This window comes from Roseomonas sp. HF4, from assembly GCF_005222755.1.
Taxonomy (GTDB): Bacteria; Pseudomonadota; Alphaproteobacteria; order Acetobacterales; family Acetobacteraceae; genus Neoroseomonas.
Genome location: NZ_STGD01000014.1, coordinates 128917 through 145774, shown reverse-complemented (window position 1 = coordinate 145774; position 16858 = coordinate 128917). Strand labels below are relative to the sequence as shown.

Annotated in this window: 15 protein-coding genes; 10 read left to right on the top strand and 5 right to left on the bottom strand. The window is 70.1% G+C overall.

The genetic code is table 11. The features are described 5' to 3' along the window. Window positions 1-60: 60 nt before the first annotated feature. The 9 genes from E8M80_RS20065 (at window position 61) to E8M80_RS20025 (ending at window position 11099) form a co-directional block, all read left to right on the top strand. Entirely contained in the window at window positions 61-1167 is a 1107-nt protein-coding gene (locus tag E8M80_RS20065) for a TRAP transporter substrate-binding protein (protein WP_206035687.1), read from the top strand. Window position 1168: 1 nt separating this feature from the next. Then, entirely contained in the window at window positions 1169-4072 is a 2904-nt protein-coding gene (locus E8M80_RS20060; protein ID WP_137127501.1) for an ATP-binding protein, read from the top strand. Between the two features lie 217 nt (window positions 4073-4289). Then, window positions 4290-5021, top strand: a complete 732-nt coding sequence (locus E8M80_RS20055) for an alpha/beta fold hydrolase (protein ID WP_170979524.1) — start codon at window positions 4290-4292, stop codon at window positions 5019-5021. Next, window positions 5018-5899, top strand: coding sequence for a DMT family transporter (locus tag E8M80_RS20050; RefSeq protein ID WP_240790132.1), 882 nt, complete (start codon window positions 5018-5020; stop codon window positions 5897-5899). The genes E8M80_RS20055 and E8M80_RS20050 overlap by 4 nt, the downstream gene beginning before the upstream one ends. 79 nt (window positions 5900-5978) lie before the next feature. Then, on the top strand, window positions 5979-6761 hold the full coding sequence (locus E8M80_RS20045) for a class II aldolase/adducin family protein (protein ID WP_137127499.1): 783 nt from the start codon (window positions 5979-5981) through the stop codon (window positions 6759-6761). A gap of 4 nt (window positions 6762-6765) precedes the next feature. Next, complete coding sequence (locus tag E8M80_RS20040) at window positions 6766-7728, top strand: tripartite tricarboxylate transporter substrate binding protein (protein WP_137127498.1); 963 nt, start codon at window positions 6766-6768, stop codon at window positions 7726-7728. A 25-nt stretch (window positions 7729-7753) separates the two neighbouring features. Beyond that, window positions 7754-8638 carry an MBL fold metallo-hydrolase gene (locus E8M80_RS20035; protein ID WP_137127523.1) on the top strand — a complete coding sequence of 295 codons (885 nt, stop codon included), beginning with the start codon at window positions 7754-7756 and terminating at the stop codon, window positions 8636-8638. Between the two features lie 66 nt (window positions 8639-8704). After that, window positions 8705-9880 carry an acyl-CoA dehydrogenase family protein gene (locus E8M80_RS20030; protein ID WP_137127497.1) on the top strand — a complete coding sequence of 392 codons (1176 nt, stop codon included), beginning with the start codon at window positions 8705-8707 and terminating at the stop codon, window positions 9878-9880. Between the two features lie 4 nt (window positions 9881-9884). Beyond that, window positions 9885-11099, top strand: a complete 1215-nt coding sequence (locus tag E8M80_RS20025) for a CaiB/BaiF CoA-transferase family protein (protein WP_137127496.1) — start codon at window positions 9885-9887, stop codon at window positions 11097-11099. Here E8M80_RS20025 and E8M80_RS20020 read toward each other — a convergent pair. From E8M80_RS20020 to E8M80_RS20000, 5 genes are all read right to left on the bottom strand, one after another. Then, window positions 11086-11898 carry an enoyl-CoA hydratase-related protein gene (locus E8M80_RS20020; protein WP_137127495.1) on the bottom strand — a complete coding sequence of 271 codons (813 nt, stop codon included), beginning with the start codon at window positions 11896-11898 and terminating at the stop codon, window positions 11086-11088. The two genes, E8M80_RS20025 and E8M80_RS20020, sit on opposite strands and share 14 nt — an antisense overlap. 12 nt (window positions 11899-11910) lie before the next feature. Beyond that, window positions 11911-12756, bottom strand: coding sequence for an SDR family oxidoreductase (locus E8M80_RS20015; RefSeq protein ID WP_137127494.1), 846 nt, complete (start codon window positions 12754-12756; stop codon window positions 11911-11913). Window position 12757: 1 nt separating this feature from the next. Further along, the gene (locus E8M80_RS20010; RefSeq protein WP_137127493.1) at window positions 12758-13558 is read right to left on the bottom strand and encodes a crotonase/enoyl-CoA hydratase family protein; all 801 of its coding nucleotides are present in this window, start codon (window positions 13556-13558) and stop codon (window positions 12758-12760) included. Window positions 13559-13622: 64 nt separating this feature from the next. Continuing rightward, complete coding sequence (locus E8M80_RS20005) at window positions 13623-14594, bottom strand: tripartite tricarboxylate transporter substrate binding protein (protein ID WP_137127492.1); 972 nt, start codon at window positions 14592-14594, stop codon at window positions 13623-13625. Next, entirely contained in the window at window positions 14591-15109 is a 519-nt protein-coding gene (locus E8M80_RS20000; RefSeq protein ID WP_137127491.1) for a GAF domain-containing protein, read from the bottom strand. Before E8M80_RS20000 ends, E8M80_RS20005 begins: the two co-directional genes overlap by 4 nt. A 90-nt stretch (window positions 15110-15199) precedes the next feature. On the opposite strand from E8M80_RS20000, the gene E8M80_RS19995 reads away from it, so the two are divergent. Next, window positions 15200-16855 carry a hydantoinase B/oxoprolinase family protein gene (locus tag E8M80_RS19995; protein WP_137127490.1) on the top strand — a complete coding sequence of 552 codons (1656 nt, stop codon included), beginning with the start codon at window positions 15200-15202 and terminating at the stop codon, window positions 16853-16855. Window positions 16856-16858 lie beyond the last annotated feature (3 nt).

Genomic DNA, 16858 nt, shown 5'->3' with positions numbered 1-16858 from the left:
CAGGCGGCTCCGTTAACGAAATCTGTGACAACCTGGTCCCCAAAGCTGGCAAAAACGAGCATGCTGGCGTTTCAGGAGATTCCGATGGCTCGATCCGCGATCCGCCATGTCATGTCCGTTCTGCTGCTGGCGACGGCGCCGCTGCTTCAGCCGGCCCTCGCGCTCGCGCAGGCTTCCGCGCAGCCCGAGCCCGAGCTCCGCCTCAAGATCGTCGGCGGCCTCGCGGAGGTCAGCCAATACGTCCGCTACGAGGAGCCGTTCTGGCGTCAGCACCTCGCCGAAGCGTCCGGCGGGCGCATCCGGGCCGAGATCGCGCCCTTCGATCGAAGCGGCATCCGCGCCCAGGAGATGCTGGCGCTGATGCGGCTCGGCGTGGTTCCCTTCGGCACGGCGCTGCTTGCGGTCGTGAGCAACGAGGAGCCGGAATTCAACGCGGTCGACCTGCCGATCGTCAATCCGGACATGGCCTCGCTGCGCCGCTCGGTGGCGCTCTACCGGCCGCATCTCGAGATGATCCTGGCCGAGCGCTACGACGTCGAGCTCCTGGCTGTCTACACCTACCCGGCGCAGGTGGTGTTCTGCCGCGATCTCTTCAGGGGCCTGGCGGACCTCGAAGGACGGAGGATCAGGACCTCGTCCGTCGGGCAGTCCGAGATGTTCGCCGTCCTTGGCGCAACGCCGGTCGTGATTCCCTTCGGCGAAACCCTCGCTGCCCTGCGCTCGGGCGTGGTCGAATGCGCGGTGACGGGAACCCTGTCGGCGAACTCGATCGGGCTGCACGAGGTGACCACCCATATGCATGGAATGGCGATCACGTGGGGCCTTTCCGTTTTCGGCGCCAACCGGCAGGCCTGGAACGCCCTGCCCGAATGGGCGCGGACCCTGATACGCAGCGAGGTCGCAGATCTCGAGCGCCAGATCTGGAATGCAGCCGAGATCGAGACCGGGGAGGGCCTCGCCTGCAATACAGGACAGGCCAGTTGCCGGTCCGGCCGCCGCGGCACGATGACGCTGGTGCCGACGACGCCCGCAGACGAGGCACGGCGCCTCCAGCTCCTGACAGAAACGGTGCTGCCGGGCTGGGTCCGTCGCTGCGGCGAGCCCTGCGTCGACGCGTGGAACGAACGGCTTGCGCCGGCGCTCGGCGTGACCGCGCGCCCGGACTGAGATGCACAACACCCGCCTCCTGCGCCGCGCGATCCTGATCGGTGCGCTCGCCCTGCTGCTGGCGCAGACGATCGCTGCACTCCTGATCATCGGACGGGCGCGCGACGCGCAGGTGCGGGCGGCAGAGGAGGCGGTCCAGCGCGTCGGCATCGCGACGGAAGCTTCCATCAACAGAGCTTTCGTGCAGGTCGACGCGATGCTCGCAGGCCTGCCCGCGATGCTCGCGCCCTTCGCGTCGGGCGAGCAGGCCGACATCGCCGCGGTCAACCGGATCCTGCGACAGCTGATCAACCAGAACTTCACCTACCGCGACATCCTGCTGCTCGGCCCGAACGGACTTCCGATCGCGACCGCGCTGCCGGTGTCGCGGCGTCGGCGACTGCCCTTGCCGGTCGAGACCGGCTTTTCCGAGCTCGCCGCCGCCCGCGGCGGTGTCACGATCGGTGGCCCGGTGCGCAACCCCAGCACCGGCGAGTGGACGCTTTTCCTGGCACGGAACATCACCCTGAGAGGTATCGGCCCCGTGCTGGCGGTGGCCGAATTGCCCGTGCCATCGGTCCGCGCGCTGCTCTCCGCGGCTGGTGAGGCCCCTGGCCTGCGCACGACCCTCGAACGGGACGACGGTACCCTGCTCGCCTCCGTACCGCATGACGAGACGCGGATCGGCCAGCGCATCGGCGCCTTGCTACCGCCCGACACCGACGCCTCGCTCACCGTCGTCACCAACAGCCGGTTCACCGGTCAGCTGGTCTTCGCGTCCGCGCGCCTTGCGCTCTATCCGACGCTTGTCATCACCACGGCCATCGGTGTGGATGACGCGATGGCGGGGTGGTACCGGGACCGCCTGCGGGCGCTGATGCTGTCGGGCGTCCTCGGCGCCGTCATCGCTCTCATCGCCGTGACGCTGATGTATGTCCTGGGCCAGCGCGGGCGGGCGGAGGAAGAACGCACAAAGGCCCGGCAAACGCTGGAAAATGCCCTCGAATCCATGTCGGACGGCTTCGTGATGTTCGACGCCGAGGACCGGATGGTCGCGTGCAACAGTCGCTATCTGGATTTCTATCGGATCAGCGCGCATGTCATCCAGCCCGGGGCGCGCTTCGAGGATATCATGCGCGAGGGCGCGCGGCTGGGCCAGTATCCTCAGGCCGGCACGGACCTCGAAGCCTTCGTCCGCGAAAGCAAGGCGTTCCACCTTGGCGACCAGCCGCCCATGGAGCGGCTTCTGCCCGACGGCCGCTGGGTGTTGATCACGGAACGGCGAACGCCCGACGGCGGCACGGTCGGCATTCGCACGGACATCACGGTGCTCAAGCGCGCGATGCAGGACCTGGCCGCCGCGCGCGACGCAGCCGCCGCGGCCGGCGAAGCAAAGAGCCGCTTCCTGGCGCGCGTGTCGCACGAGTTACGCACGCCGCTCAACGGCGTCCTAGGCTTCGCGCAGGTCCTGCTCCACGATCCGCGGCTGACGCCCGAACAGCGTGAGCACGTGACCACCCTGCACGAGGCCGGGCGCCATCTGCTCGATCTCGTCAACGGCTTGCTGGATCTCTCCAAGATCGAGGCCGGGCGGCTCGATCTCGCGCCGCGGGCGGTGCATCTGCGCCAGCTCCTCGAAGGCTGTGCGACGCTGCTCGAGCCGGAGATCGCCCGCAAGGCGCTCTCCTTCCGGCTGGACATGGACGAAGGATTGCCCGAGGCCGCGCGGCTCGACCCACTGCGGATGCGCCAGCTCCTGCTCAACCTTCTTTCGAACGCCGTGAAGTTCACCCCAGCAGGCGGACGCGTGGACCTCAGGGTGCGCCACCTGCCGGGCGGCAGCATGCGCATCGAGGTCGCCGATACCGGACCAGGCGTGCCGGCAGCGCAGCGGCACCTGCTGTTCGAGGACTTCGTGCAGCTCGCGCCGAACAGCGGCCCGGAACCACAGGGCACGGGCCTCGGCCTCGCCATTTCGGCACGCCTCGTGGATCTGATGGGCGGCACAATCGGCTGCGAAGCCCCGGCCGGGGGCGGGGCGCTGTTCTGGATCGAGATTCCGCTGGTGGCCGCGAACGCAGCCGAGATACTTCCCTTGAACGAGCCGGTGGTGCAGCCCTCCGACGAGACGACCGCCCTGCACATCCTCGTCGTCGACGACGTTGCCGCAAACCGGCAGATCGCGGAGGCGATGCTCGTGTCTGCCGGACACAAGGTGACCCTTGTCGAAGACGGCAGCGGGGCCCTGTTGGCGCTGGAACGCGAGCGTTTCGACGCCGTTCTGATGGACCTGCAGATGCCGCAGATGGACGGCTTCGAGACGACACGGCGGATCCGCGCGCTGTCGGCGCCGGCCGCGAGGGTTCCTGTGATCGCGCTCACCGCATCCGCCCTCCCGGAGCAGGTGGAGGCCGCGCGACGCGCCGGCATGGATGCGCATCTTCCGAAGCCCCTGGACCGCAGGGTGCTGCTCGAAGTGCTGCGCAGCCTGCCGCGCCGTAGCCCGGAGCCCGAAGCCCCGCCGGATGCGGACGAATCGGGTCCACCATTCCTCGATACATCGGCACTCGACATGCTCGAGCGTGAACTCGGCCACGCCGCCCATGGCATCCTCGCCGAGTTCGTTGGCGAACTGAGGCGGGCCCTCGCGCTGCTGACCCATGCCGCCCCCTCCGAAAGGACCGATGCCGCGCATGTGCAGCACGCGGCGCACCGAATTGTCGGCGCCGCGCGGACGCTCGGCGCAACGCGACTCGCCGATGAGGCGGAGGCACTGCAGAAGGCGGCGCGCGCCGGCGATGCCTCACAGGACCTGCAGGCCCGCGTTGTCGCCGCCGCCCGCGGGACGCTGCCGGCCCTCGAGCAACGCCTTGGTCTTGGGGACCTGGGCGAGGAGCCGCCACCCAGGAGGATCGCGGTCGCCTGAGTCCGAGACGGGTGGACCCGTTTCGCCGCTGGCCTAGGATGCGTCGCGGCGTGCGGAGAGAGACCTGCGGATGAGCCTCGGCGCTTGGAGCGCGAATTCGGAACGCGAGGAACCCCACCCGGACCTACGCGCCGCAGCCGCGCCCGCGCGGCGCGCCGAGACGCCATGCGGTGGCGGTTCCCTCGTTTGGCGGGCGTGGGGACAGGGTCGGCCACTCGTGCTCCTGCATGGCGGGTCGGGTTCGTGGCGTCACTGGCTGCGCAACATCCACGTCTTCGCCCGCGACAGGCTGGTGATCTGCCCGGACCTGCCGGGGCTCGGCGACAGCGACCTGCCGCCGGAGCCGGCCTCGCCCGAGAGCATCGCCACGATCCTGCAGCACGGCCTGCAGATCCTGTTGCCCGAAGGACAGGGCTACGACCTCGCGGGCTTCTCCTTCGGAGCGCTCTGCGCCGGCCACCTCGCTGCGCTGGATCAGGACGCCTGCCGGTCGCTGACCATCGTGGGCGCCGGTGCGCTCGGCTTCGTCCGCAGCCCGACCGAACTCGTGAAGGTCCGGCATCTCGAAGGCATGGCGAGGGACGAGGCCAATCGGCACAATCTCGCGGCGCTCATGTTCGCAGACGCAGCGCGGATCGACGAGGCGGCGCTGGCGATGCAGGACCTCCATACCCGGCGCGCGCGCTTCAAGAGCCGTGGCTGGGCGAACACGGACTCGCTGAAGCAGGCGATCCTACGGAGCCGCGCGCCACTCGGCGCGATCTATGGGGAGCAGGACGCCATTGCGCGGCCATATGTGTCTCTGCGCCTCGACCTGGTGCGCGAGATGCGCCCCGACGCCCGGACCGAACTGATCCCGGGCGCCGGCCATTGGGTCGCCTATGAGGCGCCCGACGCCTTCAACGCGGCGCTGGCGCGAATCCTGGGACGGGAGAGCGCGGCAGCGTGACCTCCCCGGAAGCACGGCCGAGCCGCGCCGCCACCCTGCGCGGCATGGCCTGGATGGCGGTCGCGGGCCTGCTGTTCTGCCTGCTGAATACCATTGGGCGCAGCCTCGCGCAGCAACTCGACCCATTCCAGACGCAGTTCTTGCGGTACCTCGCGGGCCTGGTCGTCCTCCTGCCCTTCGTGCTGCGCACCGGCCTTGCGGCCTGGCGACCGCACGACATCAAGGGGCAGGGCTGGCGCGGGCTGGTCCATACGGCGGGCCTGCTGCTCTGGTTCTGGGCGCTCCCGCACGTGCCGCTGGCGGACATGACCGCGATCGGCTTCACGGGCCCGATCTTCATCATGGCCGGCGCCGTTCTGTTCCTGGGCGAGCCGGTTGTCCGCGCCCGCTGGATCGCCGCGGGCATCGGCTTCACAGGCGTCATGGTGGTGGTGGTGCCGAACCTCGTGGGCGGCGGCGGCGCCTGGTCGCTCGTGATGCTCGCCTCCTCCCCCCTCTTCGCCGCCTCCTTCCTGATCACGAAGGCACTGACCCGGCGGGATCGGCCGGAGGTGATCGTTGCCTGGCAGGCGATCACGGTCGCCGCCTTCACGCTGCCTTTTGCCATCCCCGGCTGGACCTGGCCCTCGGCCGAGCAGTGGGGTTGGTTCCTGATGACTGGCCTGCTCGGAAGTGCAGGTCACTGGTGCCTGACCGAAGCCTTCCGCATCGCCGACATGTCCGCCACGCAGCCGGTGAAGTTCATCGACATGCTCTGGGCCTCAGCGCTCGGCTGGCTTGTGTTCAGCGAGACGCCGGCCACCACCACCTTCGCCGGCGCCGCCATCATCTTCGTCGCCACCAGTTGGATCGCGCAGCGAGAGGCAGTGCGCAGCTGAACCGCCATCTTGCGCGGCGCCCGTCGGTGGCCGAACCTCAGCCCGATGATCGCCTCACCGAGGGCGACGGGAGGAACGCATGACAAGCATGGGCCCGCTCCGGATCGCACCGCTGCACGGCTTGGTCAGCGAGGCGGAATGGCAGGCGCGGCTTGACCTCGCGGCCTGCTACCGCCTCTGCGAACACTACGGCATGTCGGACATGATCTACACGCACATCACCGCGCGCGTGCCCGACAGCGCGGACCACTTCCTGATCAACCCGAACGGCCTGTTCTTCGGGGAGATGACGGCGTCCTCCCTGCTGAAGGTCAGCCTGGACGGCGAAATCCTCTATCGCCCCGACCTGCCCTACGGCCTGCACCCGGCGGGGTTCACCATCCACAGCGCTCTCTACCGCGCGCGGCCGGACGTGATGGCGGCGATGCACACGCACACCATCGCCGGTATGGCGGTCTCCGCGATGAAATGCGGTCTGCTGCCGCTGACGCAGACCGCGACACGGTTCTACGGCCGCATCGCCTACCACGATTTCCGGGGGCCCGAGCGCGACCCGAGCGAACGAGAAGCGCTGGCCGGGTCGCTTGGATCGCTGAACTACTGCATCCTGCGCAACCATGGGCTGCTGACGGTCGGCGCCAGCATGCCGGAAGCGTTCATCGCGATGTGGGGGCTGGAACGCGCCTGCCAGGCGCAATTGCAGGCGATGGCCTGCAATACCGAACTCGAGATGCCGAGCCCCGAGGTCGTGGCGAAGTCCTGTGCCATGTACGCGCCGGGTGCTTCGCGTACCTACGGGCCGCTGGAATGGCAGGGGCTGATGCGCCGCATCGACGCAATCGATCCGTCGTGGAGGGAATGAGAACATGCGCCGCCGTCACCTGCCCGCCCTCGGGCTCGCCCTCGCCGTGCCGCTCGTCGCCCGCGGGCAGGAGGCCTGGCCCTCGCGGCCGATACGCTTGATCATCCCCTTCTCCGCCGGCGGCCCGATCGACACGGTCGGACGGATGATCGGGGAGAAGCTGCGCGAGCCGCTCGGCCAGAGCTTCATCATCGAGAACCGCACCGGGGCCGGCGGCGCGATCGGCCTGCGCAACACCGTTCAGGCGCCGCCGGACGGCTATACCTTCGTGCTGACCTCCTCCTCGCTGGCGATCCTGCCCGCGATCTACGCGAACCTCGGCTTCGACACGCGCACCGACCTGACGCCCGTGTCATTGGTTGCGGAGATCGCGACGACCATCGTCGTGCGCGCGAACCATCGCTTTGCGGCGCTCGGCGACCTGGTGGCGGAGGCGCGCGCCAAGCCTGGAACAGTGACCTACGGCACTTCGGGCATCGGATCCTCGAACCACCTCTCGGGCGCTCTGTTCGGCACGACTGCGGGGATCGAACTGGTCCATGTGCCCTACCGCGGTGCCGCCGCGGCAATGAACGCACTCTACGCGGGCGACATCGACCTCGTCTTCGCAAGCACCGTCGAGACGCTGAACCATGCCCGTGAAGGCCGGGCGCGGATTCTCGCGGTGACGACGGCGGCGCGCATCCCCGCCCTGCCGGAGGTGCCCGCAGCAGTCGAGATGGTGCCGGGCTACATCGCGCCGAACTGGTATGCGATCGCGGCACCCAAGGACCTGCCGGCGCCGATCCTGGCGCGCATGTCGCGGGAACTTGCCACGCTGCGCGGCGATGCGGACTTCCGGGCGCGCTTCGCACGGCTCGGCGCCGAGCCCCTGATGAGCGCTCCCGACGTGCTGGCCGCCCGGCTGGCCGAGGACGTGCCGACCTGGCAGCGCGTCGCCGCGGCCGCCGGCATCCGCGCTGAATGACCTACGGGAAGGAATGACCAAGCCCATGCGCAAGCTGACCATCGGCGACGTGACCATCACCAGCATCATCGAGCGGGACGGGCCCTGGCGCGCTCCGGAGGCGATGTTCCCAAAGGCTGCCGAAGCGCCGGACCTGCTCGCCGCACGCCTGAAGGAGATCGAGCCCGAGACCTACGACGTCGCCTCCGGCAAGATGGTCATCACCTACCAGACCTACGTCGTGCGTACCCCGCACCACACCATCCTGGTCGATACCTGCACGGGCGACGACAAGGGCTATCCCGCCCCGATGGACTTCCCGAAGCAGCCTTGGCTCGACGGTCTCAAGGCCGAGGGGCTGTCCTTCGAGGACATCGACTACGTCTTCTGCACCCACCTCCACATCGACCATTCGGGCTGGAACACGGTGCTGCGCGACGGACGCTGGGTACCGACCTTCCCGCGCGCGAAATACGTCTTTCACAAGCGCGAATACGCGGCCTGGGAGGCGACGACGAAGGCGGCGGTCGAGAGGCCGGGCGGCGGCGGCAACGTCTTCCGATTCAACTGTGAGCCTGTCGTCGAGGCCGGCCAGGCCCTGCTGGTGGACGACGACTTCGCGCTCGACGACCGCATCACCATCGAGCCGACGCCCGGCCATTCGCCGTGCCATTGCTGCGTCCACATCCGCAGCGGCGGGCAGCACGCCGTGATCACCGGCGACTTGATGCACCACGCGCTGCAGGTGCACCAGCCGGACTGGTCCACGATCTTCTGCTGGGACCCGGCAGAAGCCGAGGCCAGCCGGCGCCGCTTCCTGGGCCGGGTGGCGGGCACGGATACGCGGATCCTGCCGATCCACTTTCCCGACCCGTCGGTCGGGCGGGTCGAGGCGGCGGGCGACCGCTTCCGCTGGCGCTACCTCCGCTGACCGCCCCGCCCGCTTGACGCCGCCGGCCCCTGGTGGTCGGTATCCGCGACGCCGGAGGATCGCCTGATGGACCACAACCAGCCCCATGCCGCCTCCGAGGAGACCCGTATGCTCCGGGACCTCGTGGCAAAGTTCGTCGAGCGCGACCTGATGCCGCTCGAGCCCGCGGTGCTGAAGCGGGAAGCGACCGGCGGCGGCTTCAAGCTGACCGAGGAGGAGGAGGCGAAGCTCCTCGCCCGGTGCCAGGAACTCGGTCTCTGGGGCCTCGACGTGCCGGAGGAGTTCGGCGGCGCGAACCTGCCGCTCCTGTCCCTCGCCGCGGCGGAGGAGGAGATGGCCCGCGCCTGCGTGCCCTTCACCATCCCGCCCGACAGCCCGAACCTGCACATGATGCTCTCGGTCGCGAGCCCGATGCAGCGCGAGAAGTACCTCACGCCCTATGCGAAGGGCGACCAGCGCTCCGCCATGGCGATCAGCGAGCCCGGCGCCGGCGGCGATCCCGCCGGGATGACAACGCGCGCCGTGCGGGACGGCGACGACTGGGTCATCAACGGGCGCAAGATCTGGGTCTCCAACGTCCCGCGCGCCGACTTCATTATACTCATGGCACGCACGGGCGAAGGCAAGCGCCAGGACGGCATCACCGCCTTTATCGTCGAACGCGGCACCCCCGGCTTCGTCATCGAGCGCGCCATCCCGATGCTGGGCGGCCGCACGACCTATGAGCTGGTCTTCGAGGATTGCCGCGTGCCCGCGGCGAACGTGCTGGGCGAGCTCGGCCGCGGCTACGCGCCGATGCAGCTGCGCCTGAACGTGCGCCGCATGCAGATGGGCGCGCGCTGCGTCGGCATGGCGCGCCGCGCACTTGAGATGATGACCGAGCAGGCACAGAACCGCGTGACCTGGGGCGTGCGCCTGGCTGACCGTCAGGCGATCCAGTGGTTCGCCGCCGATGCGGCGATGGAGATGCATGCCTGCCGCCTGATGGTGGAGGACCTGGCCGGGAAGCTCGATGCCGGCGCGGACGTGCGGACGGAGGCCTCCATCCTGAAGGTCCGTGCCACCGAGATGGCGCAGCAGGTGCTGGACAACGCCATGCAGACCTGGGGCGCCATGGGCGTCACGAAGGAACTGCCGCTGCAGCTCATGCACCAGCAGGTGCGGCTGATGCGCGTCTACGAAGGACCGTCCGAGGTGCACCGCAGCGCGATCGGCCGGCGCATCCTCGGCGGGAAGGTCTGACGCCGTGACCCGGCCGCTCGAGGGCCTGCTCGTCCTCGATCTCGGGCACATCTACCAGGCGCCCTATGCCGGCTTCCTGATGGCGATGGCCGGCGCGACCGTCATCAAGGTTGAGCCGCCGACCGGCGAGCCGCTGCGCCGTCGCGCCATGGTGGCCGGCGGCTCGGTGCCGATGGCGATGCTCAACTCGAACAAGAAGGGCATCTCCCTCGACCTCAAGAACGCGGCCGGGCGCGACGTGTTCCTCCGCCTCGTGGAGCGCGCGGATGTCGTCATCGAGAACTTCTCGCCAGGCGTCATGGATCGGCTCGGCCTCGGGCACGAGGCGCTGCTCCGGCGCAATCCGCGCCTCGTCTACGCGGCGGGATCCGGCTATGGCCAGGACGGCCCCGACAAGGACAGGCTGGCGATGGACCTGACGGTGCAGGCTGCCGTCGGCGTCATGCACACGACGGGGTATCCCGACGGCCCACCCACCAAGGCGGGGCCGACCGTCTGCGACTTCCTGGGCGGCACGCATCTCTATGGCGCCATCATGACCGCGCTGTTCGCCCGCGGGCGCACCGGCAAGGGCGCCTTCGTCGATGTCGCCATGCAGGATGCCGCATACTCGACGCTCGCCTCCGCGATCGGCATGCATTTCGGCGGCATGCTGCAGGACGTGCCGCCGCGCACCGGCAACAGCCATGCGGGCCTCGCCATGGCGCCCTACAACGTCTACCCGGCATCAGACGGCTGGATCGCCATCATCGTCGTGACGGAGGGCCACTGGGACCGCCTGCTGCGCGCCATGGGCCAGGAGGCGCTCGTCGGCGACGAACGCTTCCGCAGCAATCCCGACCGGGTGCGGCACATGGCGGAGGTCGATAGCCTCGTCACCACCTGGACCGCCGCGCATACCCGCGCGGAACTCGAGGCCCTGACGCGCGAGCACGGCGTTCCGGCGGCGCCCGTTCGCACGCTCGAGGAAGTGCTGAACGACCCCGGCATGCACGAGCGCGGCATGCTGCGCTGGGTGGACCATCCGGAGGTCGGCCGCGTCGTGCTGCCGGCGACGCCGCTGCGGATCGAGGGCGCGCCGCCGCCGCCCTTTGAGCCGAGCCCCTTCCTGAACCAGCACGAGGGAGAGGTTCTGGGCGGCCTGCTCGGCCTCGACGAACCGGCCCGCGAGGCACTGCGCGAAGCCGGCGGCCTCGGCCCGCGCTTCAGCGGCCGGTGAAGTCGGGCCGGCGCTTCTCCAGGAAGGCGGCGGCGCCTTCGCGGCGGTCCTCGGTGCCGATGGTCGCTGCCTGCTCCGCCTCGGCCAGTTCGATCGCGGCCGACAGCGATTGCAGCGGCGCGAGAGCAAGCTGGCGCTTGATGATGCGGAGCGAGCGCGGCGAGCAGTTCGCCGCGATATCCGCCGCATAGGCCCGTACCGCCGCGCCGAAGCCCTCGGCCGGCAGCACGCGCACGAGGCCCATGGCGGCGGCCTCCTCCGCCGTGACGGTGCGGCCGGACAGCAGCAGGTCGGCAGCGTTCATCGGGCCGATCAGCCTGGGCAGCATCCAGGCGCTGCCATGCTCGGCGATCAGCCCGCGCCGCGGGAAGGCGCAGGCGAGGCGCGCGCCCCCCGCCATGAAGCGCAGGTCGCAGAACAGCGTCACCGCCAACCCGACGCCGGCAACGGCGCCGTTGATCGCGGCGATGACGGGCTTGCCGATGTTGAGGATGTAGGAATAGCGGCGCGCGAGGTCGTCGACCGGTGGTGCGCCGCCCGGCGGCGGCGTGACTCCGGCGAAGCGGGGACGCTCCGGCGTGCGGCCGGCAATCCCGTTGACGTCGGCGCCGACGCAGAAGGTGCTGCCGGCCCCGGTCAGGATGATCACGCGCACGCCGTCGTCGGCCGCGGCGCGCGTGAAGGCTTCGCGCACCTCCGCCTCCACCGCGGCCGACCATGCATTGCGTTTCTCGGGCCGGTTCAGAGTGATGGTCACGATGCGATCATCGACGTCGTAGGCGATCTCCGCGAAGGCCATGGCCACAACCCCCTACCGCACCGGAGTACGTGCACGCTGCGCGGCCCATTGGGCGTCGGTCCAGTCCAGCATCTCCTGCGCGCCGGCCCGCGCGCCGCTGAGCAGTCGACGTCCGCCATCCGCCACCACACATTCCCCGGTGATGTAACCTGCGTGGCCGGAGACGAGGAAGGCGGCGAGGTCGGCCAGTTCCTCGTGCCGTCCGGCGCGCCGGAGCGGCACGCCGGCGTGATCCAGGCCGCCTGGCCGCAGCCGCGCGACGGCGGCCTCGGTCGGGAAGGTGCCCGGCGCGATCGCCACCAGCCGGATGCCATGCGGCCCCCATTCGACAGCGAGGCTCTGCGTCATGGCCAGCAGCCCGGCCTTCGCCATCGCCGAGGGCGTCGTGAAGGCGCCGCCCTGCAGCGCCGAGAGCGTGAGGATCGAAAGCACGACGCCCGGCTGCCCGGCCTCGATCCAGCGACGCCCGCAGCCGATGGTGCAATACGCCGCGCCGTGCAAGGTCGTGCCCAGCACAGCATCCACCGCCCGCGCCGAGAGCCGATGCGTCTGCGCCAGGAAGTTGGCCGCCGCGTTGTTGACCAGGATGTCCGGCGCGCCGTGGCGCCACACCGCATCCAGCATCTCTTCGACCGCCGCGGCATTCCGGATGTCGCAGGGATGCGTCGTGACCTCAGCGCCGGGCACTTCGGTCCGAAGCGCCTCCGCCGTCGCGTCGAGCACTGCGGCGCGCCGGCCACAGATCGCGAGCGACGCGCCGAGGTCGAGGAACCGCCTGCCGATGCTCCGCCCGAGGCCCGTTCCACCGCCGGTGACCAGCGCCCTTCGCCCGGCGAGCAGCCCCGGCGCGAAGGCCACGTCAGGCGCCCTTGAAACTCGGCTTGCGCTTCTCCCGCATCGCAGCCAGGGCCTCCTTGTGGTCGTCCGTGGTGTGCGCGACCGCTTGCATGGCCGACGACATCTCGAGCACGGTGTCGAGCCGGTTGTTCCAGGCCTCCCGCAGCAGCCGCCGCGCCATGCGCACCGCCTGCGGCGGATTGGCCGCGATGCGCGCGGCCAGCGCCTTCGCCGCCGGGATCAGCTCGGCATCCGGCACGACACGGGAAACGAGGCCGGCGGCCAGCGCCTCCTGTGCGCTCAGCGCATCGCCGGTCAGCGCCATCTCCGATGCCTTCGCGAAGCCGACCACGCGCGGCAGCAGCCAGGCGCCGCCGTCGCCCGGGATGATGCCGAGCTTCACGAAGGATTCCGCGAAGCGCGCGCTCTCGGCCGCGATCCGCAGGTCGCACATGCAGGCAAGGTCGCAGCCCGCCCCCATGGCCGGCCCATTGACCGCCGCGATGACCGGCAGCTCGAGCGTCTCGAGCAGGCGCGGAATGCGCTGGATCCCCCAGCGATAGTAGCCGCGCGCCTGCGCCGGCGTACGTTCCTTGGGGCCGCTCGCCGCCTCCCCCATGCGCCGGACATTGCCACCGGCGCAGAAGGCAGTGCCGGCGCCGGTCAGGATGGCGACACGCACCTCCTGCCCCGCATCGAGCGCGGAGAGCGTGTCGAGCAGCGCGTCCTGCATCTCGGGGTCGAGCGGGTTGCGCGTCTCCGGGCGGTTCATGGTGAGGAGGGCGATGCCCTCCTCGATCTCGACCTTGATCGGCGCATCCATCGTCACGTTCCCCCGCTTCAGGCCGCGGAGGATGGAGCGCGGCGACCGCCCGGGCAAGACAGGCTCAGGACGCCTCGATGCCAAGCCGCCGGATCAGGGCGCCCCATTTATCGGCATCCGCGCGCATCCTGGCCGAGAAGGCCGCGGTATCCTCGGGGGCGATCTCGACCCCCATGCCCGCCAGGCGGTCCTTGACTGCCGGCAGCGCCATCACGCGATTCAACTCGGCGTTGAGCCGCTGCTGCAGCGCGGGCTCCATCCCCTTCGGCCCGAAGGCGCCGTACCAGACGGCCATCTCGTAGCCGGGCACGCTCTCGCCCACCGTCGGCACCTCGGGCCGGCGGCTCCACCGCCTGGCCTCGGTCACGCCCAGCAGGCGCAGGCGCCCGCCCTCGACATGCGGCATGGTCTGCGTCGCCGCGCTGAACAGCAACTGCGTCTGGCCCGCGACGGTGTCCGTCACCGCCGGCTGCCCGCCGCGATAGGGCACGTGGACCATGCGGATTCCGGTCATGCTCTCGAACAACGCGGCGCAAAGGTGATTGGTCGAGCCTGGCCCGGCCGAGGCATAGGCGATCTTCTCGGGATTGGCGCGGGCGTGGGCGATGAACTCGGGCACCGTCTGCGCAGGCACCGCGGGGTGCACCACCATCGTGTTCACTGCGAAGCCGAGCATGGCGAGCGGCGTGAAGTCCGCGACGCCGTCGAAGGGCATGCTGCGCATCAAAGCGTGGTTCATCGCGTGCGTCGACATCGACCCGAACAGCAGCACATGCCCGTCCGGGGCGGCCTTCGCGACCGTGTCGGACCCGACATTGCCGCTCGCGCCGGAACGGTTTTCGACCAGCACAGGCTGGCCGAGCGCCTGGCCGAGCGGCTCGGCCACGATCCGCGCCAGGATGTCCGTCGTGCCGCCGGGTGCCCAAGGCACGACGAGGCGGATCGGCCGCGAGAAAGCGGTCTGGGCGACCGCCGTGGAGGCGGCAAGCAGGGCGGGGGTCGCGAGCAGCAGCCCGCGGCGAGGCAGATGGGTCATGGGGCTCTCCGGCTGTCGGTCGCATCCATGCCGAGAAGCGCCGGGACGGCAAGAGCAGCGAAGATAGCACCCGTCACCGCATCGGCCTCGGTGTAGTGGCCGGCACCATGGAGGAGATTGACGGCCCCAAGTGTCCGCCCGCCCCAGCGCACCGGCAGGTTCATGGCGCTGCCGAGGCCCATCGCCGCGATCTTCTCATGGTCGGGATAGGCCCAGGCGATGTCGGCGGCATCGCGCCCGATCCAGGGGCGCCCCTCCAGCAACACGCGGCGGGTCCAGGGGTGATCAGGGTTCACGGGCTTGAAGCCCGAGACCGGGTAGGCGACGGGGTCGCTCGTGTGGACGCGCCTGTTCCGGCCGGCGAGGGGATCATGGCGCATGATCGTGAAGAGCCGGTGCCCGATCGCCCCGTTCATCGCCCGCTCGAACGCGGCGAAGACGGCGCCGACCTCGCCGGGCTCGGACATGGCGGCGGCAACCGCGGCAAGGAACGGTGCGGGGTCGGTGTGGCGCATGGCCGATTCATAGCGCGGCCCGCGGATTTGCCGAAGCGCCGCAAGCCTTCCTACGATGCGGTAGCAGGCCCGATGGCAGGACAAGACACCATGAGCGCAGCTGAGCCGCCGGCATTCGACCCCATCACGCTCGAGATCTGCTGGAACCGCCTGATCTCGGCGGCGGACGAGGCCGCGACCGGCCTGCTGCGCACTGCCTTCTCGACCATCGTGCGCGAATCGAACGACTTCGCGACCGTGCTGATGGATCGCAACGGCGACAGCGTCAGCGAGAACACGGGCGGCCTCGCCTCCTTCTCCTGCATACTGCCGCGCACGACCAAGACCTTCCTGCGGCGCTACCCCGCCGAGACTTGGCGTCCGGGCGATGTCGTCGTCACCAACGACCCCTGGCTCGCCACCGGCCACCTGCCCGACTTCACGGTGGTCACCGGCATCTTCCACCAGGGCGGGCTGGTCGGCTTCTCGGGATCGATCGCCCATTCGCCGGATGTCGGCGGCTCGCTCTGGGCCGCCGATTGCCGCGACATTTTCGAGGAAGGGATCCGGATCCCGCCGGGCCATCTTCTGCGGGAAGGCACCTGGAACCAGCAGATTCTCGACATCCTGCTGGCCAATGTTCGCGTGCCGCGCGAGGTGCTCGGCGACCTTCAGGCGCAGGTCGTCGCGGCCGAGGTCGGCGCCCGCCGCGTGGCGGAATTCCTCGACGACACGGGCCTCGCCGACCTGCAGGACCTCTCGGCTGCCCTTGCCGCGCGTGCCGACCGCGCGATGCGCCGCGCCATCGCCGCGATGCCCGACGGCACCTGGCGATCCGAAATCATGGCCGACGGCTTCGACGACAAGCCGACGCGCATCCGGTGCGAGGTGACCGTGCGCGGCGAGACGATGCACATCGACTACGCCGGCACCTCGCCGCAGATCGACCGCGGCATCAACTGCGTCATGAACTACACGCACGCCTACTCGGTCTACCCGGTCAAATGCGCCCTCGACCCCTTCACGCCGCGCAACGAGGGCTCCTACCGGGCGATCTCGGTCACGGCACCTGAGCGCTCGATCCTGAACCCCGTCTATCCCGCGCCGGTCAGTGCGCGGCAACTCACCGGCCACCTGCTGGCCGGCGCCGTCTACAAGGCGCTGGAGGATGTCATCCCCGACCGCATCATCGCCGAATGCGGCGGCGCGCCGACCATGCGCGCATTGTTCAGCGGCGCGCGGCGCGACGGCACCAGCTTTTCGCAGGTGCTCTTCGCCTCGGGCGGCATGGGCGCCTGCCCGCACAAGGACGGCATGTCCGCCACCGCCTTCCCGACCAATGTTGGCGCCGGCAGCATCGAGGCCTATGAGACCGTGGCGCCGATCATCGTCTGGACGAAGCGCCTGCTGCCCGATTCCGGCGGCGCCGGCACCTTCCGCGGCGGCCTCGGCCAGGAGATCGAGCTCGAGGTCGACACGGAAACTCCCGTCCGCCTCTCGCTGCTGTCCGACCGGCAGGCCAACCCGGCCGGCGGCGTCCGCGGCGGCAAGCTTGGCGGACCGGCTGCCATCACGCTCAGCGACGGCAGCCGCCCGCACCCGAAATCCCGCACCACGGTGAACGGCAAGGAGCGGGTGACGATGCTCTACGCCGGCGGCGGCGGATACGGGGACCCCAAGGCCCGCGCGCGGGACGCCGTTCGCGAAGACCTCCGCCACGGCTACATCACGGCCCGCGCTGCGCGCGACACCTACGGGCTGGAGTGACGC

What these genes read in the sequence shown, in the direction of transcription:
- E8M80_RS20065 (WP_206035687.1), top strand. Translation starts at nt 61, where the DNA reads ATGCTGGCGTTTCAGGAGATTCCGATGGCTCGATCCGCGATCCGCCAT.
- E8M80_RS20060 (WP_137127501.1), top strand. Translation starts at nt 1,169, where the DNA reads ATGCACAACACCCGCCTCCTGCGCCGCGCGATCCTGATCGGTGCGCTC.
- E8M80_RS20045 (WP_137127499.1), top strand. Translation starts at nt 5,979, where the DNA reads ATGACAAGCATGGGCCCGCTCCGGATCGCACCGCTGCACGGCTTGGTC.
- E8M80_RS20040 (WP_137127498.1), top strand. Translation starts at nt 6,766, where the DNA reads ATGCGCCGCCGTCACCTGCCCGCCCTCGGGCTCGCCCTCGCCGTGCCG.
- E8M80_RS20035 (WP_137127523.1), top strand. Translation starts at nt 7,754, where the DNA reads ATGCGCAAGCTGACCATCGGCGACGTGACCATCACCAGCATCATCGAG.
- E8M80_RS20030 (WP_137127497.1), top strand. Translation starts at nt 8,705, where the DNA reads ATGGACCACAACCAGCCCCATGCCGCCTCCGAGGAGACCCGTATGCTC.
- E8M80_RS20020 (WP_137127495.1), bottom strand. Translation starts at nt 11,898, where the DNA reads ATGGCCTTCGCGGAGATCGCCTACGACGTCGATGATCGCATCGTGACC.
- E8M80_RS20010 (WP_137127493.1), bottom strand. Translation starts at nt 13,558, where the DNA reads ATGGATGCGCCGATCAAGGTCGAGATCGAGGAGGGCATCGCCCTCCTC.
- E8M80_RS20005 (WP_137127492.1), bottom strand. Translation starts at nt 14,594, where the DNA reads ATGACCCATCTGCCTCGCCGCGGGCTGCTGCTCGCGACCCCCGCCCTG.
- E8M80_RS20000 (WP_137127491.1), bottom strand. Translation starts at nt 15,109, where the DNA reads ATGCGCCACACCGACCCCGCACCGTTCCTTGCCGCGGTTGCCGCCGCC.
- E8M80_RS19995 (WP_137127490.1), top strand. Translation starts at nt 15,200, where the DNA reads ATGAGCGCAGCTGAGCCGCCGGCATTCGACCCCATCACGCTCGAGATC.